A 25509-nucleotide genomic window follows, 5' to 3' on the forward strand; every position below is an offset into this window, starting at 1 on the left:
GCGGATTACACCCCGCCTGTATCAATGTACCCGGATACGATGCGGCCGAGTTCCCGCGGGTCTGCCCGCCCGCGGGTCTCCTTCATCACCTGCCCCACGAGGAAGTTCAGGGCTCCTTTCTTGCCGGCCCGGTAGTCCTCCACGGCCTGGGGGTTCGCGGCGACCACCTTCTCGACGACCTGCGTGAACTCGCCTCCCGTGGCCCTGGCGAGCCCCTCGCGCTCCATGATCGCGGCGGGAGGTTCGCAGGGCTTGCCGGCGGCGCAGGCATCGAGCATCTCCCGCAGAACCTGGACGCCGGCCGCATCGGTGATCGTCTCCGACCGCAGAAGCGCGAGGAGTTCCGCGATGCGCTCGGCCGGGACGGCGGCGATGCTCATCTCGCGGTAGTTGAGTTCTCCAAGGAGCGTGTCGGCCACCCAGGTGGCGGCGAGGACGGGGTCGACGTGAGCGACCTCCTCGTAGAAGTCGGCGAGCTTCGGGTCTCCCGTCAGGGTTCTGGCGTGGTTGAGCGATATGCCGTACTGCGCCATGAACCGGTTCTTCCGGGCGACAGGCAGTTCAGGAAGGTCGATTGCCGCGACCCAGTCTGCGACCCGGAGCGGCGGGAGGTCCGGGTCGGGGAAGTAGCGGTAGTCGTGCGCCTCCTCCTTGCTGCGGGCGGAGGTGGTGATCCCGCGCCCTTCCATGAAGTGCCGGGTCTCTCGCGCCACCTTCTGGCCGCGCCGGAGCAGGTTCTTCTGCCGGGTCATCTCGAAGGTGAGGGCTTTCTCGACGCCCTTGTAGGAGGAGATGTTCTTGACCTCGACCCGTTCGGAGCCCTCAATCGATATGTTTGCATCCACGCGGAGGCCGCCCTCCCGCTCGCCGTCGAAGACGCCGAGATACTCGAGGATCGTCCGGAGTTTGTTGAGGAACCGGCGCGCCTCCTGTGGAGAGCGCATGTCCGGTTCGGTGACGATCTCAAGGAGGGGGATACCCGATCGGTTGTAGTCGACGAGCGAGTACTTCGACCCGCCCGCGACGTGGATGAGCCTTCCGGGGTCTTCTTCGAGGTGCGCCCGGGTGATCCGGACGATCTTCTCGTGCCCCTCGTCGTCCTCGATCTCGACTGTCCCCTCTACCGCGAGCGGTTTATCGCTCTGGGTGATCTGGTAGGCTTTTGCGAGATCGGGATAGAAGTAGTTCTTCCGGGCGAACTCCGACTCTTCCGGGACCTTCATATCGAGGGCTTTCGCCACCTTCAGGCCGTACTCGACCGCTCTTTTGTTCAGGCGCGGGAGCGCGCCGGGGAGGCCGAGACAGACCGGACAACAGTGGGTGTTCGGCTCGTCGTCGCGGTAGTCGGTCGAGCACCCGCAGAAGAGCTTTGTCGCGGTCGAGAGCTGGACGTGGATCTCGAGCCCGACGATCGTCTTCATGCCCTCACCTCCTGCTCGTAGGCAAACGCGACATCGACGACGCGCTCGTCCTCAAACTGTCTTCCCATGATCTGGAGGCCCACGGGGAGTCCGTCCACCCTGCCGCACGGGACGGATATCGCCGGGATCCCGGCGAGGTTCGCGGGCGCCGTGAGGATGTCTGAGAGGTACATCGAGATCGGGTCGGTCTTCTCGCCGAGACGGAAGGCGACCGTCGGCATCGTCGGGCCGGCGATGACGTCCGCTTCCCGAAGGGCTCGCTCGAAGTCCTCCCGGATCTTTCGGCGGGCTACCTGCGCCTTCGCGTAGTACCGGCCGGCGTAACCGGCCGAGAGGGCGAAGGTCCCGAGCATGATCCGGCGCCGGACCTCGGCGCCGAACAACTCCAGCCGCAGATCCTGGTAGGCTTCGTGCCAGGATTTCCTGGTATCGACCGCCGGGCCGTAGCGGACGCCGTCGAACCTCGCGAGGTTTGAGGAGGCTTCGCTCGTGCAGATGACGTAGTAGGCCGCGAGCGCGTGCCGCATCCCGGGGATGCTCACCGGGACCGTCTCGGCCCCGAGCCCTTCGAGGACGCCGATGGCGTCCCGGACTCTCTCTCCCACACGGGGGTCGACGCCTTCGCCGAAGTACTCTTCGGGTATCCCGATCCTGAGCCCTTTGACCTCGGCTACAGGCCGGTGGTCATACGGGCGGTCGAGCATCGTCGAGTCGCGGGGGTCGTAGTGCGCGATCACCGACATCAGCCTCGATACATCCTCGACCGTCCGCGCCATCGGCCCGACCTGTTCGAGGGAGTTTGCGTAGGCGATGAGGCCGTAGCGGGAGACCCGGCCGTAGGTGGGTTTGAGGCCCACGATCCCGCAGAACGCCGCGGGGCACCGGATCGAGCCGCCGGTATCGGTGCCGAGCGCCATCGGGACGAGGCCCGCGGCGACGGCGGCGGCGCTCCCGCCGGACGAACCGCCGGGCACCCGCTCCGGGTCTGCCGGGTTTCTGGTGGGGCCGAACGCGCTCGTCTCGGTGGTGGAGCCCATCCCGAACTCATCCATGTTGGTCTTGCCGACGATCGCGGCACCTGCCTGCCGGAGGAGCTCCACGACGTGGGCGTCATACGGCGGGACGTAGCCCTCGAGGATCTTCGATCCGCAGGTGGTCCGTATCCCTGTCGTGGAGATGTTGTCCTTGACCGCGACGGCGGTGCCGGCGAGCGTCCCGTCAGAGAACGGCGCCTGGCGGCAGGTGGTGATGAAGGCATTGTACCGGTCGTCCGGCGAGAAGTCGAGGGTTCCCGCCACTCACATCACCCTCGGCGCCTTGATAAATCCGTTCTCGGTCGACCCCGCGTTCGCGAGTGCCTCTTCCTGCGAGAAGCCCGGTCGGGGCTCGTCTTCCCGGAAGACGTTGGTGATCCCGACGACCGGGGCGCTCTCGCCCTCGACGGTGTCGAGGACCTCGAAGTACTCGACGATCGCGTTGAACTGTTTGGTGAACTCCGGCACCTCGTCTCTTGATATGCCGATATCCGCAAGTTCTGCTATATGCTCAATATCGCTCTCAGTAATCATGTTCCGCCCTACTGATCTCCGTTAAGTACCCTTGTACCGACTTTTTATAACCATTGTCACGTGCGAGCCGTTGTATCGCTCTCCAGATCCCGCTCCCGTATTGCATCGCTTTCTTCTCGGCCCGGGCGATTTCGGCGGGAATGTGCCGCTCCGCGATCTCGCGCAGGGGGTGTTTTCTCACCCCGCCGCGCACCTTCTCCCTGGCCGGGATCCCTTGAGCGGCGCGCACCACCCTGACATCGAGGTAGGGCATCGAGAAGTATGCCCCGTGAAGCGCCGCCACCGCCTGGTCCCGCGCTCTCTGGCGTCCATGGTCCGCGAGGTCCCGTTCGAGTTCCGCTGCGAGGTCGGGGGAGGCGAGGTAGCGGGCGTAGCCGCCGAAGAGCTCGTCCGCCCCCTGCCCGGCGAGGATCCGGGTATGGCCGCGCTCTTCCGCCCACGCGGCGACGAAGGAGAGGGTCGTCGCGATCGAGGCCTCGAGGGGGTTCGTCGGGTCGGGGATGGCCCGGACGACCCGGGCGAGTGTCTCCGCGACCTCGTCCTCGGTCGGTGTGACGATCTCGAGGTCGAGCCCCATCATCCGGGCGGCTGCGGCGGCCCGCCTGACGTCGTGCGACCCGCGGAGCCCCACGGCCACGCAGGGGAGGCGGGCGAGGCGGGCGACGAGAGCAGAGTCCACGCCGCCGGAGAACGCCACGACGCCCTCGTCGCTCCGGAGGCTGACTGCGGTGACGATCGCCTCTTCAAGCGTGCAGGGCGCCGGGTCGGGGGCTACCCGGGCAACCTCCCGCCCGCCGCAGCATATGGTTCCCGGCGGAACCGGGCCGGGCATGATCCCGAATGCGTCACGTGCGGTGCAATCACCGTAGGTGAGCAGGAACTCGCCGCCGCACCGGGTGAGGGCCTCCGGTTCCTCGCTGAGCATCCGCTCCACGTCAGTCGGTGAAAGCCGCACCCCGTCGCGTTCGATCCATCCCGTCAGGTTCATGGCCGGCATATTCCGTAATCCGGCAGGTATCGCCGGGAGGCTCACGCGGTATGCGCGCGCCTCAAAAAAACGGATCCGCTTCAGTGTTTGCACTGGTGAATTATAAATGTGCGTACACCGGCCGGCGCCAAATGCGGGCGTTTGGGGGGTTTCCGCCTGAATCTGTCACCCCCGGGCGGATATGGCGATCCTGGCAGGACGCAGCGTCACCTCGGGCGCGTGGCCCTCGGCAAAGGTGAGCGTCACCCGGCCGTCTCTGGAGGAGGACGTGCAGTTAACGACATTGGCATATGTCCTTGTCTCGTGTAGCGTCTCGTTGCACGCCTCCCAGAGTGGCGTGTTCAGCGGAACCGGGAGGCCTGTATTGACCACGATTTCAATCGTGGGCGGTGACTGGGAAGTCCGGTTGATCTTCATCGTCTCCACCGACGTATCGAGCGAAAGCGTCCCCCCACGCCGTTCCCGCTCGCGAACGTCTGCTCCCACGAGAATCCCTGGGCGCTGGAGGTGATCGGGAGACGGCTGCTTGAAGCGCACGAACGCGCCCTCTGGGATGCCGATCCGGATGTTCTCGAAGGGTTGCGGGCGGCGTACCTGGAGATGGAGGGCTGGATCGAGGACCGGATGGGCGATGCCGGAGGCGACGTCCCGAGCGGTGTGGTTCGCGTGGTGACCGTGGGGGATGTAAAAACACTGCGGGGAGCACGGGAGAAGGAGTGAGCGGCGTGAAGACGGCGATGGCGACACCCGTTAACGCGTCGCGCTCCACCGGTAATCGTCTTCGTGCGGCACATTTCCGCTCCCCTTCATTCCTGTTTTCGCAGTCTGAGCAGACATACTGTGAGAAGCAGTGCACCCGCTGCAGAAACTACCTCAAATCCCGGCGACGCGGGTGCCGCCGGGTCTTCGAGTTGGATTGCAGACAGGTCGTTTCCATCGCTCACGACAATCGTTCTGCCGTCGGGAGACCACTGCTGCATCATGAATGCCGGGTTATCGGGGCCGAGGGGTGCGAGGTCGGAACCGTTGCTCATCATCACCCAGAGCGTCTGGTCCCGCGATTCCGACCGGAAGGCGATCCTAGTACCGTCCTGCGACCAGACCGGTGATTTGTCCCGGTTTCCGGTTGTCAATTGCTCCGAACACGATCCGTCGCTATCGATAACCCAGAGAGAGAACTCCGGCAATGTCCCCGGCGGTGACGCGACGACGTAGGCGATCCTGGCACCGTCCGGGGACCAGGAATACCCGGATACGCTCCCCTCGCTGAACGTCACCTGTGTCTTGCCCGTTCCGTCGCTCTGCACGGTCCAGATCTCCCGGCTCCCGGATCTGTCTGCGAGGTATGCGATCCTGTCCCCCTGCGGCTGCCACAGGGGCAGACGTGCATCCCCGTCGCTCGTCAGCTGCTTCTTGTTACCCCCGTCCGCGTCCATGATCCAGATATTCGCTTCCGTGCGGATGGCCGAGAGGTTCACCGCAGGCGACCCTTCCTGGATGGCCGCATTCTCAAAGAGGCAGGAGGTATAGACTATCCGCTTTCCATCGGCGCTCCAGTCCGCCCCGTAGCCGGAGAGCCCCGGACTGGGGGTGATGCGGCCGCCTTCGGTCAGGCGCACCTTCCCGGTCCCGTCCGGGTTCATCGTCCAGAGGTCGAGCCCTCCTCCGTCGTCGGAGAGGAAGAGGAGTTTCTCCCCGTCCGGCGACCAGGGATCGAACTCGGTGAAGAGATTCCACGAACGGTCGGCCGTCACCTGCGTCAGGATCCGGCCGTCACGCTCCATCACCCGGATACCGGCATGGACTCCGTCGGATGAGACGAAGGCGATCCTGGCACCGTCTGGCGACCAGAAGGGATACGCATCGAATGCCGAATCGTTTGTCAGTTGAACAACGGGTGCAGCCGCTGCCGGGAGAGCGGACGCGATCAGCAACAGGACGATACAGATCGTTTTTTGATTCACACAGACCTCTCCTGTACGTTTCATGGGTATATAACGCAGGAAGCGGCAGCATCCTCTCTACCGATATTTGTCCATGTGATAACCCAGACCCAACATTCAGCATGTACTTTTACTTCCACTGTATAGGGGGAAGCTGAAGGCGCCACAGCTATGTTGTCCGTACCGGACTGTATGCAGTAATCGGTATAGAGAGGTTTCACGATCTCACTCGAACCACTAGGCCAACTCACTTTGATCGTTGTACTGAGTTCGCAGCTCGTGAACGTGAACTGTCGACTATAATCGAAACATCCACTTACATACCAGTCTATTACAACATAGCGGGTACCGTTATCCCTCTGGTACAATTCTGCAGAATTAATCTTTGCCGACGCGTTCAATTTAACGTCCTGAACAGGACCACAAGAACCAATTGACATCACATCACTATCCTATTTGGCACATTCCCTTCCCATTGCAATACTATGTCACTCGAAATTCCGTAACAGTGCTTGGAGGAACACGGAACCGCAACGGCTATCCCCCGGCACCCAGCAGCCCTATTGCCCTCCGGGCACGCTTTTGGGGGCCGGGATACGACGGCAATCGGGGTTCCCGGCCCCCGCGGGATACCGTACACAGTGTCACCGTTCAAGGCGTCAACGTTCCCCCATATACCTTTTCTGTGACAAGCATCGAACTGTCGTGGCTGTACCCGGGCCGTCGCATTCTCCTGACATGCCCTCGTTGTGCCATCTCCCGGCAGCACGGCCGATCTCCAGTGGAAATGTACCTCGGTCCCCGGATCGCGGGTATGAGTGCATACCCCGGTAAGAATCCTGCATACCTTCCCCGAATATCGAAACCCGGCGGAATAATCGGCTTGCCTCCGATGCAGCCCTTCCCGGGGAGCGAAAGTGCGCGCCCGTCTATCATCGGATATCCGTCCGCATGAACCGCGTGTATGCGACGGCAAAGACGACGACGGGCTAGAGGATCAGCGCCACCACGCTCGACCATATCCCGCCGAGTGTATCTTCAAGGGTTGCCCCGGGGAGGCGTGCATCCTCAGGATCAGGATGCCCCTCAGGGAGCGTCCTTCGAGCATCGTCAGGTGCACGTTCGGTGAACCGTCGTGCCCGGGAGTTGTGTTCGTCGGGAGCAGGCGCGGAAGAGGTTCAAGAGATCTGGTTTTCTTGTATCGGTTGGTTCCCGGGGCACTGTCCGGCATGCCGGGGAGCCGGGGTCGGTCGGACGGCAAAAGACCGGGACGGTGACGCCGTCCGGGATATTTATGCTACAAATGATTTAAATTGTAGTACTTAATATTAAAATTATCAAAATATATGGTACTCGTCATGATATCTCTACCTGGTGGGCGGTGGCGGAACCTCCTGTTCCTCGGCCCGGGCCGCGGAAGGGTGTGGCCACCTCACCGGGCTTTCGGGGTCATCGCCGCCGCCTGCCGAATCGCCCTGCACGGCCAGCGGGGCAGAGGTGACTGACCATGAAGAAATGTATTCAATCCGAGAAAGGTGAGATCCTCCTCGACACCGACCGTGACGTCTGGCTCTACCTCGCACCACGGGGCGGCAACGCAGGCAGGGCATTCGGGCGCGGAAGCGATCTCTACCTGCACGAAGAAGAGGGGCTGCCGGACATCTACTACATCCATACTTGGTCGACTACTACATCCATACCTGGTCGATGGTGCCCGGCGAAGACGAACAGATCCAGCCCATCTCCATCGTCTCCGCCGAAGGAGTTTCTGGAGTCGCGGGGGCTCGTGCTTGCCGCATACCCGAAGCAGCGAGGTACTGCGGTCATACGGTTACGGCATCGCGGAAAAGTTCTGAACATGCCGGCAGGGCACTACTTGATCGCCGACCTTTCGGGCTCCTGCGGGAGATCGTGGCGGCCGAACGGGATGCGATGGTGCATCCCGTCTGAATCGCCACCACCCTCTTTCTCCGGCGGGGGGCCGCGCTCTGTTCTGATCCGACTCCCGTCTCGTTATTCTATTTTGAGCAAGGGGTCGGCCGGTATCGGCTGTTCGTTTGGATATGCCTGCGAAACATCGATACGTATCTTAGTTTCATCCCCTTTATTTGCAGAACGCGAATAGATAGATAGACCGGTGAATACCCCCATGCACGAATCAGCACCCGTCCGATTCAGAAGCGAGATTCGGCACTTCTATGTTGTTACCATCGCGAACGTCGTCTTTGCCGCAGTTGTGATGGCGCTCGGCATCAGCGTGCTCGTCGGAGAGGCGGTCTCTATGTACGAGACCTTCTCCGCCGCGCTGTATGTGATCTATTCCCCTGTCGTCCTGTTCGTCGCACTTGTCGCCACCCTTATGGGCCTTCGCTGGATTCTCACCAGCATCAGGATATTCGAAGGGACCGAGGCGATCAAAGATGATCTGGATGAGAAGGGAGGCGAGGTGCCGGACGAGGCTCTCACCCGTCTCATCGTAAGGATGCTCTCGCATTACCGCGACAACCGCGCAACCATCCGTACCATGATCCTGGTCTGCACGCTCGGCGGCGTCTGCTCGTTTCTCCTCGGGGTTGCCGTCGGCCTGGAGCACCTCTCTATCTCAGCGGGCGGCATCTCCTTCACCCTCGACAACTACCTGGTCATCCCGTTCATGCTCCTCACGATCGGGATTGCCCTTACCAGCCTCGCCTCCTCGTACTACTTCTCCCGGTTCGCAAGGGTCTGGGACGAGCGGCTCGACAGGATCGAGGAGTCTGAGTCTCTCCTGAAAGAAACGCTGGAGCTGGATCGGCGATGAGCGGGCGCAGGACGGCGTTCGAGATCTACTGGGAGATTCTGGTCTTCTGCAGAACGCCGCAGTCGTTTACCGGCATCATCAACCGGTGCGACCTGAACTCGAAGACCGGGCAGGAGTATCTCCGGTTTCTCGTGGAAAAAGGGTATATCGTTGAAGTGGTGGAGGGGGACAAGACCCGGTACCTCTCCACCGAGAGGGCCGGAGAGTACACCGCGCTCTTTGGTTCGCTCTATCGCAAACTCTTCGATGCCCCTCCCCGGTTCAAACTATGAGGGCCGCCCGGGATCCCTTCACCGGCAGAGCGGCTTGAGTTTCTCGATCAGCCGCTCCACCTGCCGGACGGCCGTCCCGATGTAGGTGTCCGGGTCGAGGAGAGCGTCGAGTTCCTCGCGGGTGACGAACTTCGTGACCTCGGCTCGCTCACCGAGCACCTGGCTGAGGTCGCGGTCTTCGGCGAGGGCCTGCATGCTCGCCGTCCGCATCACCTCATGGGCCTCCTGCCGGTTCATGCCCCGCCTCGTGAGGTCGATCATCACCGACTCGGCGAGGTTCACGCCCCGGAGCATCATCAGGTTCTTTCGGATGTTCTTCTTGTTGAACTCGAGGCCCTCCATCACGCCGATCATCACGTTGAGGATGTGGTCGGCGAGCACCGACGCCTCGGGGAAGAGCACCCGCTCCGGGGAGGAGTTCGTCAGGTCGCGCTCGTCCCAGAGGACGTTGTTCTGCAGTGCCGGCTCGACCGCGGAGCGGACGATCCGGGCAAGGCCGCAGACCTGCTCGCTCTTGATCGGGTTTCTCTTGTGGGGCATCGTGCTCGAACCCACCTGTTTCTTCCCGAACGCCTCCGCGAGCTCCCCGATCTCGGAGCGCTGCATCAGCCGGAGTTCAAGGCCGATCTTGTCCAGCGTGGTCGCGATGTTTGCAAGGAGCATGAAGTACTCCGCGTAGCGGTCCCGGGCTATGATCTGGTTCGAGACGTCCACCGGCCGGATCCCGAGGAACTCCATCATCGTCTCCTGTATCTCGATACCGACATCCCCGAGGGCCGCCTGGGTGCCTACGGCACCGGTGAGCTGCCCGACGACGACCCGCGGGCGCATCTGGCGGAGCCGCTCGATGTGCCGGGAGACCTCGCTCGCCCAGATCGCGAACCGGAGGCCGTAGGTGGTCGGGACGCCGATCTGCCCGTGGGTGCGGCCGGCGCAGACAAGGGTCTTCGTCTCGGCGCTCCGGGCGAGAAGCACGCCGAGGAGTCTGCCCAGTTTCTCCTCGATGAGCGCAAGGCTCTCGCGGACCTGCAGGGCGGTCGCCGTATCCAGGATGTCGTTCGAGGTCGCGCCGTAGTGGATCCACCGCCCGGCGTCGCCGCAGACCTCGGTGACGGCCTTGACGATCGCCATCATGTCGTGATTGATCTCGGCCTCGATCTCCTTCGCCCGCTCGAGGCGCGCCTCGGGTGCGGAGGCTGCGATCGTCTCCGCATCCTCGCGGGGGATCATCCCGTGCGCCGCCTCAGCCCGGGCCAGCGCCACTTCGGCCGTGACGATCGCCCGGAAGCGGTTCTCCTCGTTCCAGACGGCACGCATCTCCGGGGTGCCGTACCGGTAGTCGATGGGATGGATTGCCATAGTAGAGAAGTGTTGGCATTCTCGCTACAAAAAAGGGTTGCCGGAAGGCTGCTCTCCACTCCCCGGGAAGCAGACTGTCGCCCCGGTTCTATCGCTATGGAGGCCTATTCCGTAGCGATAGTGGGAGTTGTCCGGTGGAGAGTCTCCGGACCGCCGGCAATGGGGGGCTCTCCCGGAAGCCCGAAAGATACTAGTCACGATCTCCCTAATGATCTTGTCGGGAGATCTCCCGACCGACAACCGATCCCGGTGAACTCCGTGAGGTCCGGAGGATAGCATTCATGAGCGAGTATCAGGATATATTCGGTAGAATTGTCAGCCTTCTTGAGAAGCGATCGCCGCAGGGCCTCTCCATCTCCGCAATCTCCCGCGAACTCGGGATGAACCGGGCTACCGTCGCCAAGTACCTCGAGATGCTCCAGTCGAGCGGGGACGTGAGCATGCAGCGGTTCGGAAGATCGAAGCTGTACACCCCGGCGCAGCGGGTCCCGCTCTCGGAACTCTTTGACCGCCTCTCAAACGCGATCGTCATCCTGGACGCCGACCTCCAGATCCTCATGGTGAATACGAGTTTCATCAGGACTCTCGGCATCCACCGCGGGAGAAACATCCTCGGCGCCTCCCTCTTCGACCTGAACCTCCGTATCTTCTCGGACCCGACCATCATGCGGAATATCGAGAGGGTCCGGCAGTCCGGCACCTACCTCTCCGAGATGCAGTACATCGAGGACAGCACGAACCACATCTATCACATCGAGTTTGCCCCGACGGTCTCCCATGTGGGGAAGCCGGGGATCCTGATCAGCCTGCAGGATATCACGGCGTGGAAGAACACCGAAGCCGCCCTGAAGTACTCGGAGAAGATGATCCGGACGATCTTCGAGAGGGTTCCCAGCGGGATCATCCTTTTTACGGCCGATGGGACCGTTCTCAACGCAAATCGTGCGTCCCTGGGGATCCTCGGCCTGAACGGGGTTCAGGAACTGGCGGAAGGAAATATCTTCGATATCTCCTGCTATAAAGGGAAGATCCTCGAGTTGATCCGGCAGGGAAAAGTCGCCGAGACGGAACTCGCCTGCGATTTCGACCGCCTGAAACGGGATCAGCGGATTCCGAGCACCCGGTCGGGCGTCGCTTACTTCGACGTGGTCTTCACCCCGATCACTCCAGACGGCGGGGTGACCTCACACGAGTTCGCCATCCTCTTCAGGGATATCACCACTGAGCGGCTGGCCCGGAAGGAGCTGGCCTTCAAGGAGACGCGCTACCGGTCGTTCTTCGAGAAGGCCTGCAACGGCGTCCTGATCTACGAGCCGATTGAGGGAGGAAACGAGTACATCATCAAAGACGTTAACGGGGTAACAGCAGCCCTCCTGCGGATGAACAAAGAAGACCTCGTCGGGAGGAAACTCTTCGAGGAATTCCCCGATCTCCCGAACCCGTACGTGCACGATCTCCTGTATCGCGTTCTGACCACCGAAAAGCCGGAGTTTGTTACACCGCTCAAATACCGGAACCGCGAGGACTTTCCCTGGATCTCCCATTATGTCTTCAAACTACCTTCCGGAGAGATCGCGTCTTTTATGATCGACGTATCGGATGCTGTCCGTAAGGAGGCTGAAGCGCCGTTCCAGGCGTGCAATGCTCGTGTAACGCGAGAGAATGACTTTTCTGGAATTAGTATATAAAACATTCTCTTATTGTTGAACACAGCCCCCCTCCTGCCCTCCGGGTGTAACCCCCCGCTCCCCGCGTGTCCTGGGGATTGTCGGGCTATTCGTGCTGGAATCCCAACGATTCTCCTGATAATTTGACGATCCCCCGGTGGTATGATCCAAGATGAATCGCGGGGCAGGCCAATATCTCCGATCGCCGTCCGGGCATTGTTGAACATTAAACGATATCTATATAGTCAGTCGCAAACATTATTCTTTCTGCGGAGAACTAGTCCGCACACCACAACAGGATCGGAAGAGAACCTTCAATGGGGTAGGATGGCCGTGATCCACCACAGATAAGTGGGATTAGATGTGTGGACCTCAGCTGCCGTACCAGTGCTCTCGTTGGAACTGGTAGCGTATCAAGATTTGGGTAGGCCTGCCCTTGGATAGGTGACTTTGCCGATCATCAGGAGACCAGTACCATGAAGACACAGATGGGTTACTTTGCATCTATTGAGCAGTACCGCCCCATGGATGCGCTTGAACAGGCAGTCAGAGCAGAAAATGTCGGTTTCGATTCTATCTGGGTAGACGACCACTTCCACCCCTGGTATCACACCAATGCACAGACGGGGCAGGCCTGGGCCTGGATGGGTGCAGCACTCCAGGCCACCAAGAAGGCGTTCTTCTCGACGTGCATCACCTGCCCGATCATGCGGTACAACCCGGGAGTCGTCGCACAGACGTTCGCCACCCTCCGGCAGATGTACCCCGGTCGTGTGGGCATTGCCGTGGGCGCCGGCGAGGCGTTGAACGAGGTGCCGGTCACCGGCGAGTGGCCGAGCGTACCGGTGCGGCAGGACATGACCGTCGAGGCCGTCGAAGTGATGCAGAAACTCTGGGAGAGCAAGGAGCCCGTCTCCTTCAAGGGCAAGTATTACACCTTCGACAAGGCGTTTCTGTACACCAAGCCCGACGACAAGGTTCCGCTCTACTTCAGCGGAATGGGTCCGAAGGGAGCACAGCTGGCAGGGAAGCACGCCGACCACCTCATGACGGTGTCTGCGCCGCCCTCCGTGCTGAAGAATGTCACCATCCCGAACTTCGAGAAAGGCGCCCGCGAGGCCGGGAAGGACCCGAGCAAGATGGAGCACGCCATGCTCGTCTGGTACTCGGTCGACGCCGACTATGACAAAGCCATTGAGGCACTGCGCTTCTGGGCCGGCTGCCTGGTTCCCGCCATGTTCAAATACAAGGTCTCCGATGCAAAGGAGGTCGAACTCCATGCAAACCTTGTCGGACATGACATGATGAAGGACAACTTCATGGTCGCAACCGACGCCGAAGGGATGATCAAGGAGATCGAGCGGTTCAAGGCTGCAGGCATCAACCACTTCTGTCTCGGCAACTCGAGCCCGAACGTGAACCTCGGCATCGATATCTTCAAGGAGATCATCCCCGCCGTCACGGAATGAACCGGGCTTGCCCGGTCCATCCCGATCTATGGGAGAAACGATGGAAAACCAGAACATTGCCCGGCTCATGGAGGAGGGTGCCGCCTTCTTCCCTGCAGAGAAAGCGGGCAGGCGACCCGTGTGGTACTCGAACCCGGCATGGACCGGTGTCGCCCTGGCGGATCTCGCGCCGGGAGCGGACACGAAGGGGTCGTTCTCTTCCCATCTCGTCAGGGTGCGTAAGGACTGTGAGGTTCCTGACCACCTTCACGAGAGCCAGTGGGAGTGGAACGCCATCCTCGCCGGGCACGGGAAGATGATCCTCGATGGGAGAGAGATACTCTTCAAGCCCGGGGACACCTTCACCACGCCGCCCGGCGTCCGTCACACCGTCATCGCCGACAAGGAGGATCTCGCACTGCTGGCAGTATTTGTTACCGGCCCGAAGTGATGGCAGGGGTTTCCCGGCCTCATTCTTCCCGATATCACACCTCCGTGTCCGGTGCCCCCGGGTACGGGGATTTCCGCCCCGTTATCACACATCTCCCTGCTGAAAAAATCGGCATCTCCACCTTATAAGCCGATGGAACCCACCCGGGGGCACCTTCAATATCCGCCTCATCTTTTTTAAGTAAAGGAGCATTACCCCCCGCGACGGCGTTCATCGAGACGATCGTTGTCGGATAGTCGGGAATGTCGGAGTTTGAGTATATACTGAACTTTGCGCAGAATCATGAACGGGCGGATGCCTGCCTGCCGGGCACCACGACGACGTCGATCCGGGTGGCCGTCTGTCGGCGTATCCATGGCCCGGCCCCGGTGAGTTCGACGCACTCATGCTCCTTCGTGCAGTCGACGACCCGGATCGAGAGTTCTCCACAGGTTTTCCTGTTGCGCCTTCACCGTCCCGGGCAATGCGGGTCCGGACAGTATGATTGCGCCGGAACCGTTGCGTTGTCCCGGCGCGGCGCCGTCACTCCCCTCGCCGGGCGCACTCCTCAACGAGCCGGGCGGCAAGATCGCGCACCGCCGCCCGCGCCGGGCTGTTCTGCGGGATCCCGACGATCGGCGTCCCGGCAAGATCCGCCTCCCCTATGCCCGGGTCCTCCGGGATACGGGCGATGAGGGGGAGATCGCTCTCGATAGTGTCGTCGCCCCGGTCACGGTTGACGACGAGGAAGATCCTCTCCCGCGAGAGGCCGAGCGACTCCGCGAGGTCCCGGATGCGGCCGGCGGTCCGCATCCCGCGGGCCCCGGGATCGCTCACGATCAGGAGGACCTTCGGGCTCTGGATCGTCCCCCGGGCGATATGCTCCATCCCGGCCTCGGAATCCACGACGACGAGCCGGTAACCACGCTCAAGCGTCTCGATGCACTCGGTGAGGAGGGCGTTCGGGAAACAGTAGCACCCCGACCCCTCCGGCCGGCCCATGGCAAGGAGGTCGTAGCCCTCCGCCTCCGCGAGCGCCCGGCGGAACCGGTATCTGACATATCCAGTCCGGTCCATGCCCGGGGGGATGGACCGGGTGAAGGCCTCCTCCCGCATGCTCCCGAGCGTCTCGGTGAGGGCGATCCCGAGAGCCTCGTGGAGGTTCGCGTTCGGGTCGGCGTCCACGGCGAGGATCGGCCGCTTGCCGGCCGCGATCAGCGCATCGATCAGGAGCGACGCGATCGTCGTCTTCCCGGTCCCGCCTTTGCCGGATATGACGACGGTGCAGGGCCGGATCATGGCTCCTCACCCCGCAGGCGGCGGGAGAGCGACGCGGTCGCCGCCATGATCGCGGCGGCCTCTCCCTCGGAGGCGTTCCGGATCCCGCAGGTCGGCGTGATCAGTGACTGGCGGTCGAAGAGGTCGGGGTCGATGGTCTCCGTCGCGCGGGCGCGGACATCCTGGAACCGGGAGAAGAACGAGTCCGGGCTCTCCGCCGCAAAGACGGCGTGGTCCGCGGGGACGATCCCCCAGGCCACCACGCCACCCCGCTCCATGTAGCGGGCGATATCGTCGGCGTAGAGCAGAAACTCGCGGGCGTAGGTCCAGGCGTCGATCGAGACCACGGCGGGGGCAAGGCCGAGGACGAATCCCCAGTCGGTGTTGGCGCAGCAGTGGATCCCGAACCCCCCGTCGAGGAGGGCGGCGATATCCTCGATGGCGGAGGCCGCGACCCCGGCATCCACCGGGACGACTGCTGAACCGAGCGACGCAAGGTAGGGCTCGCTCAGCACGACGAGTGTCGCGCGTGCACCCATCCGTTCCCGCATCGTCTCCTCGCACCATCTGGCCCGGAGGCCGAGAAGTTTCCCGAGCAGGTCGGCGTACTCCGGGTCGTAGAGGATGGGCCGGCGCGTCTCGTCCACCACCTGCATCCCGAAGGTCACCGGGCCGGTCACCTGACACTTGACCAGGAGGGCGTCCGAGAGGTCGCGGCCCAGCATCGCGTGGAACCCCGACCCGTAGGCTTCACCGACCCGGTAGGGCTCTGCGTTCCGTTCGAGGTAGTCGAGCAGGACCCGCTCCATCGCCTCCGAGGGGTCGGTGCTCCGGTCGACCACGAGCCCGCTGTCCCGGACCACTCCGCCGGGAAGGTGCTCGGCATCGGCAACGACGATCGCCTCTAAAAGTCCCCGGTTCGGCAGGGTGGGGATGTAAGGGATCCGTGGGAAGGCCGCGAGCACCGCCCGGCACGCCGCGTCGGGGTCACGGTGGGGAAGCGCCCCCACGCCGGTCGCGAGGAGTTCAGGGGACGGGATCATGCCTGCCACGACCTCACCCCCTGCTTCGCCCGGCACGCCTCGAGCGTCTGCTGCACGTGCGGGAAAAGCGCGATGTCCGTATGCGGCAGGAAACAGCTCGACGTATACCGGTCCATGAACGACGGGTCCGCGTTCAGCTCGATATACGTGATCCGCCGGGCAAGCCCGTCGAGTTCCTTCCTTCGCCTGCGGTCGACGAGGGCGATGTTCGCGCCGGTGATCGCCCCGTTCCCGATGTTCTCGATACACTCGGGGGGTATCTCGGGTATCAGCCCGATGGTGACGGCGTTCTCCTTGTTGAGGTAGTTCCCGAACGCCCCTGAGAAGCAGACCCTGCTGATATCACCGGGAGCAAGGCCCGCTGCGTCGAGGAGCGTCATGCAGGCGGCATGGATCGCCGCCTTGCTCATGATCAGGCTCTTGATGTCGTTCTCGGTGATGACGATCTCCTTCCCGATCGACGTCTCCTCCTTCCAGGCCACGACGTACTCGGGGTAATACTGCCCCTTCCGGATACGGGGGTGATCGAGTTCCAGGTTGATCCCCCCTGTCCGGTCGATGACGCAGGCGCGGAAGAGCTCCGCAAGCAGGTCGATGAGGCCTGATCCGCAGATCCCTCGCGGTCGGAGACCGTTGATCGTCGAGACGGACGGCGCGAGGGTGTCGGGGTCGATCCGGACCCGCTCGATCGCGCCCGGGTTTGCCCGCATCCCGAAGAGCACCTCCCCGCCCTCCAGGGCCGGGCCGGCCGCGCCTGCGCAGGAGAGCATCCAGTCGCTGTTGCCGAGCACGGCCTCGAAGTTCGTGCCGATGTCCACCATGAGCGTGGCCTCCTCGCGCTCCGCCATCCCGGCGGCCAGGATGTCGGCGATGATGTCGCCGCCGATGAAGTTCGAGACCGCCGGGAAGGTGTAGACCCCGGCGTTCGTGTGGGCCGCGATGCCGATCCGCCCGGCGGCCGTCGAGAGCATCCGGCGCACGACCGGGATGTAGGGTTCAGCGATCATGTAGGCGGGGTCGATCCCGAGGAGGAGGTGGGTCATCACCGTGTTGCCGGCGATCATCACCTCCAGGATCTCCTCGCGGTCGATCCCCGCGGCATCGGCGGCGGTCGTCAGGGCCTCGTTGATGCTCTCCGCCGCGAGTTGCTGCAGCCGCGCAAGGCCGCTTCTGCGGGAGAAGTTCACCCGCGAGAGGATGTCCTCGCCGCAGGAGATCTGGCGGTTGTAGTTCGAGGCCGTAGCAAGGATCCGGCCGTCGACGAGACTCCGGATGTAGGCCACGATCGTGGTCGTCCCGAGATCCACCGCCGCCCCGTAGAGTCTCCCCGTGGTGTCGCCCTCGTCCACGCTGCTCAAGCGGTAGCCGCCGGGGACAAGGGCGACCGTGGCGGTTACGTGCCACCCGCTCCGGCGGAGCACCTGCGGGAGGGAGCAGAGGACGCCGAGCGGCGCGTAGACCCTGTTCGGGGGCGGCCCGCCCTGTCGCTCGATCCCCTCGAGCAGGCGGCCGAGGTCGGGGGTCGTGTCCTCAAGGGACGGCGGTTCGAGGCGGACCTCGTATTTCCGCACGGCGGGGTTGAGCGGGATCTCCTGCATGCCGGGGATCTCGACGAGGATCTTCTGTTCCTCGATGAGCGACCCGGCGGGGACCTCGACCTGGACGTCGCCGACGACGTACGCCCGGCAGGCAAGGCATACCCCGCGGGCGATCTCCTCTTCCGAGAAGAACCTGCGGTACTTCTCGCGGTCGAACGACACCGTGCCGTCTTTTACATAGACCTGGCACTTCCCGCACTTACCCTCTCCGCCGCAGACCACGTTCATGGAGAGGCCGGCAGCGCGGGCCGCGTCGAGGAGGGTCGCCCCCTCCGGCACGGTCACCTTCCGGTAACCCGGGAGGAACGTCACGGTCGGCATCAGGCCTTCCACTCCTTCTCCAGGTATCCGGGGAGATCGGCCGCGTCGCGGGGGCCGACCAGCACCTTCCAGCCGGTCGCGTCCTCGATCTTTCCGGAGAGCGGGGCGGCGTAGCCGGGGATGACGAGGAACCGGTGGTCCACGAGTTCTGCGACGCCGAACTTCTTGAGCGAGTCGGCGACGAGGGTCTCCGTCAGTTTCCCGCCGGCTACGGCCGTGAGGACCGAGAGCCCCTCCGTGTCCGCTATGAAGAGGTAGCAGGGGATCCGGGATGCCTCCAGGTAGCCGAGCAGCGTGAAGTAGGTGAGCGAGAAGTTCACCGTGAGGAGGACCGGGGCGGCCGGCCCGGGCTCGTTGATCGGGTAGATGCCCGGCATCACCTGGATGGGCTTCTGCGGGTCGGTGTAGATGTTCTGCCGCAGGGTGAGCGCCGCCCCACGCGAGGCGGGGGAGAGCGGGAGGGTGACGATGATCCCTGCATACTTCAGGATGCCCGCCGCGAGGGCCGCATCGGTCTCCCCGAAGGCGCCGGCGTCGAGGTAGAGGGGGTAGCCGAGCGCAGGCTCGGTCCGCCCGACGGCCGCTCTCCGGATCTCCGTTGCAGTGGCGATGAAGTCGGAGAGTGACAACGGTGCGGGGTCGAGCACGAGGTCGGGGACCCCGGCCTCCGCGCACTTCACGGCGAGGACGGCAAGTTCGGCGGGACCGGCGGCCCGGACGGCGAGAGGACAGCCGTAGCGCTTCGCGAGGGCGGTGAGGGCCTCCCAGTTCTCTTCGGTCGCGGCGTGGACCAGCGGCCGGTACTGCCCCGCGGCCGCGAGGGCCGCCTCGAAGGCTGCAGGGTCGTCAGCGATCAGCGCGAGAGGGAGGCTGCTCCCGCCCCCGGAGAGCGCCACGGCCTCTGCGAAGCGATCGGGACGGTTGCTCTCGTACTTCACCGCAACTCCGTTGAGGACGAGGTCCTGCCCCACCCGGTGGACGACGGTCTCTTTGACCGTCTCCACGACAGAGCGCACCTCGTCCTCCGACCAGGCATCGGAGACCTGCACCATGATGCCGGGCGGGTGGTAGAAGGTCTTCTCGTGCCGGAAGAGAACAAACTCCTCGCCGACCGCGATCGACCGCTCGCCTGCGCCGACCTCGACGAGCCGGACCAGCGGCCGGGTCACCCCGCCGAGGAGGGTCTTCGTATCGGGGTCGAGGTCCGGGCAGGCCTCGATATCCGCCTTTCCTATGGCGAGTTTCATGGCGAAGGCGAGGCAGGTGGGGTAGCCGCACCTCTTGCAGTTCGTCTTCGGGAGATGCTTGTAGATGTCGAGTGCTTTCATCGCCATGGTTCACACCTCAAGGGCCTTCTTGAGCCTCTCCACGGTCAGCGGGTGGCGGACGCAGACGATCGACGCGCCGGCGACGAATGCGGCGTAGGCGGTGTAGAACTCCCAGGCAACCGCCATCGCCTCCCGATCCGCCGGTGCGGCCTCCCTCACCTCCCGGACCGAGAGGGTGTCGGTGGGAGCGCTGATCATCGGCATCGCGAGGTCCGCATCGCCGGAGAGAGCGGCGAGGCGTATCCGCTCCATCACCGAGTAGGTGTACTCGAACCCGTAGCCGAGCGCACCCGTGTAGGGGTCGATCACGATCCGGTCCTGCGGCACGCCGGTCTCGCGGAGGAGGATGTTCAACTGCTTGGCCAGGTTGACGTCGATGGGCGACTGGGCGATCACCGCGTGACCGTATGCCAACGCCGCGGCGGCGACGCTCCGGTAGCGGTCGGCCTCCGCGGTCCCGAGGAGGAGCCGCTCGCCCTCTCCAGCCTCCCCGCAGCGGCGGAAGACCTCGCTGTCGAGTTCCGGCTCGTTGCTCCCCTCGACGATCAGGGGACGGGCCGTCGCCGCAAGCACCGCCTCCGTCGTCGCGGCGATCGCGTCGAACGCATTAAAACCGCGTTGCTTCGTGCTCGTGAAGTTCAGCCGCACCAGGTCCGCGCCATAGGTGCGCTCCGCGGCCCGCGCCCACTCATCGGTGTTGTTCGCGAGGTCGCCCACGTAGTCGCGGACAACCGGCGGCCAGAACCGGGGGTCGTCGCAGATCTCAAGCGCCACCAGGAGCCGGCCGGGCGTCCTTTCGGAGAACGGCAGACTCCGCTCGCCCCCGATGACGCAGGAGACCTCCCGGGTTCCCCCTTCAGCCTGCGTGGCGCCGAGGCGCACCTCCCGGATGGCCATTCTCTCGTCACTCTTCTCCGTCACGCACCATCCCTCCTCAGATCAGCGACCTCATCGCAAGCGCGGGATGATCGACGCGCTTGAGGAACGCAACGAGATCCTCGATCGTCGGCGCCGAGACCTCGTCCGCGATCTTCTCGAAAAGGTCCGGCATCCCCTGTGCGGCGAGTTTCGCCCGCAGCCGGTCGCCGAGTTCCTCTTTCAAGGATGACGGCATCCAGACCACCCTCACGATGCCGTTCTCGGCCTCAAGGAACCTATCACTGAGAATGTAGTTCTTTGATATGCCGATGAACCCCGGCGTCTGCGCGCCGCCCCCGATCGTCCCGGCGAGCGTCGAGAAGGTCATTCCGAGCGGCGTCTCCCCGGTGAACTCCCGGCTGACGATGAGAATGCCGTTCACCTCCGGGACGATCGCCGCGATGCACTCGAAGCACCCGCAGGCGGTCATCGGGTTCTCGATCATGCTGTAGAGGGCGATCCGATCGACCTCACCGTGGGATGCCTTCTTCACGAACCGGTTCACCCCTGCAAACTCCCCGGAGACGGCGTCCACCGTCTCCCCCTTCGGGACCGGCTGGTTCGCCCCGGCGGGAGCGATATCGTGGGCAATCCGGGCATCGAGCCAGGTGATCGCCCCGCAGAGCGCCGGCCGCTCCGGGGTGATGACGCAGACGTGGTTCGGGGCGAACGTCTGGCAGAGGGTGCAGGAGTAGAAGGTCTCCACGTCCTCGTCCTTCATGCCGGCGATCCGTTCGTCCCGCGCCGCGTAGACCGCCCGGGCCTCCGCGAGCATTTCCTCGACCTTCCGGCGGTCGGTGACCAGCGTCACCTGGACCGCGTCGATGTGATCCGGGAACTCTGCCTTGAGTTTGTGGACAAGCAGCGTCCCGATGTCCCGTATCTTAACACCTTTCGCCACCGCCTCTTTTGAGAGCCTGACCCAGATGAGATCCCGCTGGGCAACGTGCCAGGACCCCTCGCCGTAGTTGATGAAGGTATGGATCCGCCGCTCGAACACCGGTTCGTAGTCCGTCTTCATCCTCGCACCGGCAACATCCACCAGGATCGCGAGCGGGAGGGCGGAGCCTTCCGGAACGGCGTCGACCTCGGGCCCGACGATGGTGACCTTCCCATCCTCGACCTCCTCGCGGGGCCGCATCCGGAGGAGCTCGAAGGCAGGCGTCCTCCCGCCGCCGAACTCCACGTACATCTCCTCTTTGCGGATGCTCTTCCCCTCGAACGCAGGGGAACAGGCCATGGGTATCGGGATCGCCGTGACCGTGACCTTGATCCCCCTGAGATCCATTCCCGTCCGAACCGCCTCCACGGGGGCGACTGATAACCACTCCCCTCCCTCGTAACCCGCGCCTGCCGCGAGGATCGGTATCCCGAGCACCCGCAGGGCGTCGACGAACGCGACCTCTTCGTCGGTGAGGCTCCCGAAGGCGATCACGAACGCCTTCGCCCGCTCTGCGGCGTATCCGAGCAGAGAGTGGACGTCTCCCGGCTGCACCCCGCCGAACATCATCGCGACCCGGGCGAGGATGTCGGCGAAGTGGATGCCCCGGGCGCTCTCCGGCCCGAGCGGCACCAGACGGTAATCCAGCCCCAGGCGGACACCGGCGCCGGAGAGCGCCTCCACGACCCCGCCGGCAAGGAAGGTGAGCAGCGACTTCTCCTGCATCTCCCGGCAGACGGCCGCGGCGGCATCGGGGCTCTCCGGTCTCCCGACGAGGAGGCCGAGGCCGGTGACGCTCCCGTCGACCAGGGTGTAGCCGAGCCCCCGGATGACCGCATCGGGGATAAACCCGGTGCAGGGGCTCGCGACACCGCCTTCTCCGGCCATCAGGCACTCGCAGGCGACGAGGAGGTTGTTGCCGGACTGCCGGTACGCTTCGCGCGCTCCATCCGCGTCCCGTACGGCGATGCCGGTGACGGCGTAGGTCACGGGGAGGGCGTATGCCGTATCCGCATAGGCGAGCTTCCCGGCGAGTGCCTGCATCCTCGCATCGAGGCCGGTGCGGCCGCGTTCTATCGCCGCATCAAGAGGATCCCTGAGTCTGTTCTTCATGGTGCCATCAGCGGGTGATACTCTGCACACGTTCATAAAACATTGTACCCGCGCAGGGTGGCAGCCGCCGGGGTTTTCGGGCCCGGCGTCATATCCACTCTTTCTTCCTGAAGTAGAGGAGCATCGTGGCCACGACGCCCAGCATGAGGCTGAGGACGAGAGGATATCCGAGCGGCGAGTCTTCGAGCGGTATGTTCCTGAGGTTCATCCCGTAAAACCCGGTGATGAAACTCAGGGGGATGAAGATGCTCGCGACGATGGTTAGGATCGTCGTGATCTCGGCGAGCCTGTTGTTCTGGTTCGAGGTATGGAGATCCATCACGCCGGAGAGCGTATCCCGGGTATACTCCGCAACCTCTGCCGCCTGGATGCACCGGTCGTATATATCCCGGAAGTACGGGATCGTCTCCTTCCGGACAAGGCTCAACTCCCGGCTCGCGAGCGACCCGAGAACCTCGCGTGCCGGCACGGCCGCTCTCCGGATAGTCAGGAGATCTTCTTTGAGTTCGTAGATCTGCTTCAAGGCAAGCGGATCCGCGGAAGCCAGAACCCTGCCCTGGAGGTCTTCCACCCGGTCGTCGACCGCGTCGAGGATGGCGAGGTAGACGCTCACGATGGCGTCGAGGAGCGTATACGCGAGGAAGTCCGGCCCCGATCCCCGGATGACGCTCAGTTCGTTCCTGAGCCGCTCTCTGACCTGTTCGAAGACCCGGAATGGCTGCTCGCGGAACGTTATGACGTAGTTCTCCCCGAAGATCAGGCTGACCTGCTCGCTTGCAACCCTGCCGCCTCTCTCCGAGAGCATCCTCGCGATGACGGCGACGTAGTTCCCGAACTCCTCCACCTTCGGCCGCTGGTCCGGGGCCGTGATATCCTCCATCGTGAGCGGGTGGATCCCCGCCTGTCTGCCGAGGATCACGAGTTCGTCGCGCTCCGGCACCCCGACGACGTCGATCCAGGTGACCGTCTCCCGGCCGATCCACGACCATGCTTCGGTGAGTTCGATGCACTCGTGCTCCTCGATGCGGTCCTGCGTGTAGTCGATCACCCGGATCGAGAGTATCCCACAGGTTTTTTCCGGCTGCATCAAACCTCCGGACTGCCTGCTCCCCGGGGAAGAGGCGGATACACCTCGCCGGTCTCGGGGAATCGCCCGGCGAGCCGCCCGGCAGGAGTTATGGACACCATCCCGGGGAAGGGGCATTCATCCTAAGGTATAAAACACCACTGCCGGGCCGATCATGCATCTTTTACCGGCCCGCCGTCGTAGACGATGATCTTCTCGGTCGCGACAGCGATTCCCGCACCGACGATCCCGTAGGCGACCGGGACGTAATTGGTGTCGATCCGGATCCGGGGGAGGATGACGCCGATAACGAAGACCTTTAAACTTGATACCGTTCTCCGAAACGAGTAGCATTCCCACTCGTCCCTGATGCGCCGGAGATCACGATGACGGCGACGATTCAGAGCGCCGCACGCCTCTCTTCCTGCCTCTCCGGGTGTCGCCGGTTCGCCTGCATGCCCCTCGCCCTGGTCCCGCCGGCGCACGCGGGCTTCGACGCAACGGAAGATACCGGTATCCGGTTATGAGCGGGGGGTGCCGGTCGCGGTTCAGATCCACCCTTTCTTCCTGAAGTAGAGGAGCATCGCGGCCGCGACGGCCGCCATGGAGGCGAGGGCGGCCGGATAGCCCCAGGGATGGCTGATCTCCGGCATGTAGGCGAAGTTCATGCCGTAGACCCCGGCGATGAAGGTGAGCGGGATGAAGATGGTGGCGATGACGGTGAGGACCTTCATGATCTCGTTCATCCGGCTGCTCTGGCTTGAGAGATAGACGTCGAGCGTCCCGGATATCATATCCCGGTAGGTCTCCACCGTCTCGGCGACCTCTATGGTGTGGTCGTAGACATCCCGGAAGTAGACGAGCGTCGTTTCATCGATCAGGGGCGATTCGCCCCGCTCGAGTTGTGCGACTGCTTCGCGGAGCGGCCAGACCGAACGCCGGAGCGCGATTAAGGACCGTTTTAACGCATATATCGCCTGCAGCGTCCCGCGGTCGGGGTCCGCCACCACCTCCTCCTCGACGATCTCGACACGCTCCCCGAGTTCCTCGATCTTGGCGAAGTAGCCGTCGACGATCGCGTCCAGCAGAGCGTGGAAGAGGTAGTCCGGCCCGACGCTTCGGAGCCTTCCTGCTCCCGCACGCAGGCGCTCCCGGATACGCTCGAAGACGTCGCCCGGCTGCTCCTGGAAGGATACGACGTAACCCCTCCCGAGCACCAAGCTGACCTGCTCGCTGTTGAACTCGCCGTCGCCGGGAGCGAGCATCCGGACCGCGACGTAGAGGTAATCGCCGTAGTCCTCGATCTTCGGCCGCTGGCGGGCGTTCGCGATGTCCTCCAAGGTCAGGGGGTGAATCCCGACGGCATCCCCGACCGCCTGGATCACCCCGGTATCGTGGACGCCGTCGACGTCGATCCAGGTGACCCCCTGAGGGAGGACGGCGATCTGGATCTCCCCCGGCAGCGTGTACGTTCGCTCACTGAAGCGGGCCTCATCGTAGTCGATGACCGTGACGGTGACCGGTCGTGAGCGGGAAACGTCGGTTTCGGTAATGCGTCCGCTCGATCCCCGGCTCTGGCCGTCGTGCGGGCTCATGGAAGGTTGGATTGATTCCGGTTCAGATGAATCTGCCGAAAAAGAGTGGGTTCGTGCTTCACCTGCTTGCTGCCGCCACCTCATCCTCTCTCTTCGCCTTTGCGGCGGCACGGCCGATCAGGATCACCACAATCACCGCGATGATCGTCACGACGACGGCATACACTAACATGGCAACGAGCGTGCTCTGTTCCCCGAATATGAGGGCAAAAAGTTCCTGAATGGCGCCGTTCCATGCGAGAGCGGCGACCAGACCAAATGCGGCCGTGACGAGGGCCGCTATCTTGTCGATGACCTCTGTTTTGAAAGACATATGGTTCCTCAGTCGGGAGGTGTACGGTAACTAATATAATACTTTCGCCGTGCGGCATTCTCCGGGCTCCGTCAGGCTTTCGCGTCTCCCTTATGGGCTC

General features: G+C 63.6%; 25 protein-coding genes. 7 read left to right on the forward strand and 18 right to left on the reverse strand.

What is annotated here, in order from left to right; translation table 11 throughout:
* Positions 1–5 precede the first annotated feature (5 nt).
* The 5 genes from gatB to MchiMG62_RS04600 form a co-directional block, all read right to left on the reverse strand.
* A complete protein-coding gene (gene gatB / locus MchiMG62_RS04580) occupies positions 6–1421 on the reverse strand; it encodes an Asp-tRNA(Asn)/Glu-tRNA(Gln) amidotransferase subunit GatB (protein ID WP_221058080.1) in 1416 nt (471 codons plus the stop codon).
* Positions 1418–2719 (reverse strand): Asp-tRNA(Asn)/Glu-tRNA(Gln) amidotransferase subunit GatA, encoded by a 1302-nt coding sequence (gene gatA / locus MchiMG62_RS04585; protein ID WP_221058081.1) that lies wholly within the window; start codon positions 2717–2719, stop codon positions 1418–1420. The genes gatB and gatA overlap by 4 nt, the downstream gene beginning before the upstream one ends.
* Positions 2720–2989: an Asp-tRNA(Asn)/Glu-tRNA(Gln) amidotransferase subunit GatC gene (gene gatC / locus MchiMG62_RS04590; RefSeq protein ID WP_221058082.1), complete on the reverse strand. Its 270-nt coding sequence runs from the start codon at positions 2987–2989 to the stop codon at positions 2720–2722.
* Complete coding sequence (locus tag MchiMG62_RS04595; protein WP_244987796.1) at positions 2979–3986, reverse strand: asparagine synthase C-terminal domain-containing protein; 1008 nt, start codon at positions 3984–3986, stop codon at positions 2979–2981. The genes gatC and MchiMG62_RS04595 overlap by 11 nt, the downstream gene beginning before the upstream one ends.
* A 156-nt stretch (positions 3987–4142) precedes the next feature.
* Entirely contained in the window at positions 4143–4463 is a 321-nt protein-coding gene (locus MchiMG62_RS04600) for a hypothetical protein (RefSeq protein WP_221058083.1), read from the reverse strand.
* A 21-nt stretch (positions 4464–4484) separates the two neighbouring features.
* On the opposite strand from MchiMG62_RS04600, the gene MchiMG62_RS04605 reads away from it, so the two are divergent.
* Positions 4485–4697: a hypothetical protein gene (locus MchiMG62_RS04605; protein ID WP_221058084.1), complete on the forward strand. Its 213-nt coding sequence runs from the start codon at positions 4485–4487 to the stop codon at positions 4695–4697.
* An 86-nt stretch (positions 4698–4783) separates the two neighbouring features.
* Here MchiMG62_RS04605 and MchiMG62_RS04610 read toward each other — a convergent pair whose 3' ends face one another.
* Together MchiMG62_RS04610 and MchiMG62_RS13190 are read right to left on the reverse strand one after the other, a co-directional pair.
* The gene (locus MchiMG62_RS04610; protein WP_244987797.1) at positions 4784–5941 is read right to left on the reverse strand and encodes a peptidase S9; all 1158 of its coding nucleotides are present in this window, start codon (positions 5939–5941) and stop codon (positions 4784–4786) included.
* Between the two features lie 1411 nt (positions 5942–7352).
* Positions 7353–7595, reverse strand: a complete 243-nt coding sequence (locus tag MchiMG62_RS13190) for a hypothetical protein (protein WP_244987798.1) — start codon at positions 7593–7595, stop codon at positions 7353–7355.
* A 2-nt stretch (positions 7596–7597) separates the two neighbouring features.
* On the opposite strand from MchiMG62_RS13190, the gene MchiMG62_RS13195 reads away from it, so the two are divergent.
* From MchiMG62_RS13195 to MchiMG62_RS04625, 3 genes are all read left to right on the forward strand, one after another.
* Positions 7598–7870, forward strand: a complete 273-nt coding sequence (locus MchiMG62_RS13195; RefSeq protein WP_243669894.1) for a hypothetical protein — start codon at positions 7598–7600, stop codon at positions 7868–7870.
* A 199-nt stretch (positions 7871–8069) separates the two neighbouring features.
* Positions 8070–8720: a hypothetical protein gene (locus MchiMG62_RS04620; protein WP_221058086.1), complete on the forward strand. Its 651-nt coding sequence runs from the start codon at positions 8070–8072 to the stop codon at positions 8718–8720.
* Positions 8717–8992: a winged helix-turn-helix domain-containing protein gene (locus tag MchiMG62_RS04625; RefSeq protein WP_221058087.1), complete on the forward strand. Its 276-nt coding sequence runs from the start codon at positions 8717–8719 to the stop codon at positions 8990–8992. The genes MchiMG62_RS04620 and MchiMG62_RS04625 overlap by 4 nt, the downstream gene beginning before the upstream one ends.
* Before the next feature lie 18 nt (positions 8993–9010).
* On the opposite strand, the gene purB is transcribed toward MchiMG62_RS04625, so the two are convergent.
* Positions 9011–10351, reverse strand: coding sequence for an adenylosuccinate lyase (purB, locus tag MchiMG62_RS04630; protein ID WP_221058088.1), 1341 nt, complete (start codon positions 10349–10351; stop codon positions 9011–9013).
* Positions 10352–10632: 281 nt separating this feature from the next.
* On the opposite strand from purB, the gene MchiMG62_RS04635 reads away from it, so the two are divergent.
* From MchiMG62_RS04635 to MchiMG62_RS04645, 3 genes are all read left to right on the forward strand, one after another.
* Positions 10633–12039 carry a PAS domain-containing protein gene (locus MchiMG62_RS04635; RefSeq protein ID WP_221058089.1) on the forward strand — a complete coding sequence of 469 codons (1407 nt, stop codon included), beginning with the start codon at positions 10633–10635 and terminating at the stop codon, positions 12037–12039.
* Positions 12040–12494: 455 nt separating this feature from the next.
* Entirely contained in the window at positions 12495–13487 is a 993-nt protein-coding gene (locus MchiMG62_RS04640) for a TIGR03557 family F420-dependent LLM class oxidoreductase (RefSeq protein ID WP_221058090.1), read from the forward strand.
* Positions 13488–13527: 40 nt separating this feature from the next.
* On the forward strand, positions 13528–13917 hold the full coding sequence (locus tag MchiMG62_RS04645) for a cupin domain-containing protein (RefSeq protein WP_221058091.1): 390 nt from the start codon (positions 13528–13530) through the stop codon (positions 13915–13917).
* 522 nt (positions 13918–14439) lie between these two features.
* Here MchiMG62_RS04645 and MchiMG62_RS04650 read toward each other — a convergent pair.
* The 10 genes from MchiMG62_RS04650 to MchiMG62_RS04695 form a co-directional block, all read right to left on the reverse strand.
* Positions 14440–15195, reverse strand: a complete 756-nt coding sequence (locus MchiMG62_RS04650; protein ID WP_221058092.1) for an ATP-binding protein — start codon at positions 15193–15195, stop codon at positions 14440–14442.
* Positions 15192–16217 (reverse strand): uroporphyrinogen decarboxylase/cobalamine-independent methonine synthase family protein, encoded by a 1026-nt coding sequence (locus MchiMG62_RS04655; protein WP_221058641.1) that lies wholly within the window; start codon positions 16215–16217, stop codon positions 15192–15194. The genes MchiMG62_RS04650 and MchiMG62_RS04655 overlap by 4 nt, the downstream gene beginning before the upstream one ends.
* A complete protein-coding gene (locus tag MchiMG62_RS04660; RefSeq protein WP_221058093.1) occupies positions 16214–18136 on the reverse strand; it encodes an ASKHA domain-containing protein in 1923 nt (640 codons plus the stop codon). Before MchiMG62_RS04660 ends, MchiMG62_RS04655 begins: the two co-directional genes overlap by 4 nt.
* Positions 18136–19470 carry an acetyl-CoA decarbonylase/synthase complex subunit gamma gene (gene acsC, locus MchiMG62_RS04665; RefSeq protein WP_221058094.1) on the reverse strand — a complete coding sequence of 445 codons (1335 nt, stop codon included), beginning with the start codon at positions 19468–19470 and terminating at the stop codon, positions 18136–18138. Before acsC ends, MchiMG62_RS04660 begins: the two co-directional genes overlap by 1 nt.
* Before the next feature lie 3 nt (positions 19471–19473).
* Positions 19474–20385 (reverse strand): acetyl-CoA decarbonylase/synthase complex subunit delta, encoded by a 912-nt coding sequence (locus tag MchiMG62_RS04670; protein WP_244987799.1) that lies wholly within the window; start codon positions 20383–20385, stop codon positions 19474–19476.
* Between the two features lie 13 nt (positions 20386–20398).
* A complete protein-coding gene (gene acsB / locus MchiMG62_RS04675; RefSeq protein WP_221058095.1) occupies positions 20399–22435 on the reverse strand; it encodes an acetyl-CoA decarbonylase/synthase complex subunit alpha/beta in 2037 nt (678 codons plus the stop codon).
* An 88-nt stretch (positions 22436–22523) separates the two neighbouring features.
* The gene (gene corA / locus MchiMG62_RS04680; RefSeq protein WP_221058096.1) at positions 22524–23522 is read right to left on the reverse strand and encodes a magnesium/cobalt transporter CorA; all 999 of its coding nucleotides are present in this window, start codon (positions 23520–23522) and stop codon (positions 22524–22526) included.
* 152 nt (positions 23523–23674) lie between these two features.
* Positions 23675–23986, reverse strand: coding sequence for a hypothetical protein (locus MchiMG62_RS04685; RefSeq protein ID WP_221058097.1), 312 nt, complete (start codon positions 23984–23986; stop codon positions 23675–23677).
* A gap of 63 nt (positions 23987–24049) precedes the next feature.
* The gene (gene corA, locus MchiMG62_RS04690) at positions 24050–25096 is read right to left on the reverse strand and encodes a magnesium/cobalt transporter CorA (protein WP_221058098.1); all 1047 of its coding nucleotides are present in this window, start codon (positions 25094–25096) and stop codon (positions 24050–24052) included.
* A 58-nt stretch (positions 25097–25154) separates the two neighbouring features.
* Positions 25155–25409 carry a DUF5654 family protein gene (locus MchiMG62_RS04695; RefSeq protein WP_054848266.1) on the reverse strand — a complete coding sequence of 85 codons (255 nt, stop codon included), beginning with the start codon at positions 25407–25409 and terminating at the stop codon, positions 25155–25157.
* Positions 25410–25509 lie beyond the last annotated feature (100 nt).

It is taken from the genome of Methanoculleus chikugoensis (assembly GCF_019669965.1).
Taxonomy (GTDB): domain Archaea; phylum Halobacteriota; class Methanomicrobia; order Methanomicrobiales; family Methanoculleaceae; genus Methanoculleus; species Methanoculleus chikugoensis.

Coding starts and splice junctions, on each gene's coding strand:
- acsB (WP_221058095.1), bottom strand. CDS start 22,435: ATGAAGAACAGACTCAGGGATCCTCTTGATGCGGCGATAGAACGCGGC.
- acsC (WP_221058094.1), bottom strand. CDS start 19,470: ATGGCGATGAAAGCACTCGACATCTACAAGCATCTCCCGAAGACGAAC.
- MchiMG62_RS04595 (WP_244987796.1), bottom strand. CDS start 3,986: ATGCCGGCCATGAACCTGACGGGATGGATCGAACGCGACGGGGTGCGG.
- MchiMG62_RS04620 (WP_221058086.1), top strand. CDS start 8,070: ATGCACGAATCAGCACCCGTCCGATTCAGAAGCGAGATTCGGCACTTC.
- MchiMG62_RS04655 (WP_221058641.1), bottom strand. CDS start 16,217: ATGATCCCGTCCCCTGAACTCCTCGCGACCGGCGTGGGGGCGCTTCCC.
- MchiMG62_RS04650 (WP_221058092.1), bottom strand. CDS start 15,195: ATGATCCGGCCCTGCACCGTCGTCATATCCGGCAAAGGCGGGACCGGG.
- gatB (WP_221058080.1), bottom strand. CDS start 1,421: ATGAAGACGATCGTCGGGCTCGAGATCCACGTCCAGCTCTCGACCGCG.
- MchiMG62_RS04695 (WP_054848266.1), bottom strand. CDS start 25,409: ATGTCTTTCAAAACAGAGGTCATCGACAAGATAGCGGCCCTCGTCACG.
- MchiMG62_RS04635 (WP_221058089.1), top strand. CDS start 10,633: ATGAGCGAGTATCAGGATATATTCGGTAGAATTGTCAGCCTTCTTGAG.
- corA (WP_221058096.1), bottom strand. CDS start 23,522: ATGCAGCCGGAAAAAACCTGTGGGATACTCTCGATCCGGGTGATCGAC.
- purB (WP_221058088.1), bottom strand. CDS start 10,351: ATGGCAATCCATCCCATCGACTACCGGTACGGCACCCCGGAGATGCGT.
- corA (WP_221058098.1), bottom strand. CDS start 25,096: ATGAGCCCGCACGACGGCCAGAGCCGGGGATCGAGCGGACGCATTACC.
- gatC (WP_221058082.1), bottom strand. CDS start 2,989: ATGATTACTGAGAGCGATATTGAGCATATAGCAGAACTTGCGGATATC.
- MchiMG62_RS04645 (WP_221058091.1), top strand. CDS start 13,528: ATGGAAAACCAGAACATTGCCCGGCTCATGGAGGAGGGTGCCGCCTTC.
- MchiMG62_RS04640 (WP_221058090.1), top strand. CDS start 12,495: ATGAAGACACAGATGGGTTACTTTGCATCTATTGAGCAGTACCGCCCC.
- MchiMG62_RS04625 (WP_221058087.1), top strand. CDS start 8,717: ATGAGCGGGCGCAGGACGGCGTTCGAGATCTACTGGGAGATTCTGGTC.
- MchiMG62_RS04660 (WP_221058093.1), bottom strand. CDS start 18,136: ATGCCGACCGTGACGTTCCTCCCGGGTTACCGGAAGGTGACCGTGCCG.
- MchiMG62_RS13190 (WP_244987798.1), bottom strand. CDS start 7,595: ATGGATGTAGTAGATGTCCGGCAGCCCCTCTTCTTCGTGCAGGTAGAG.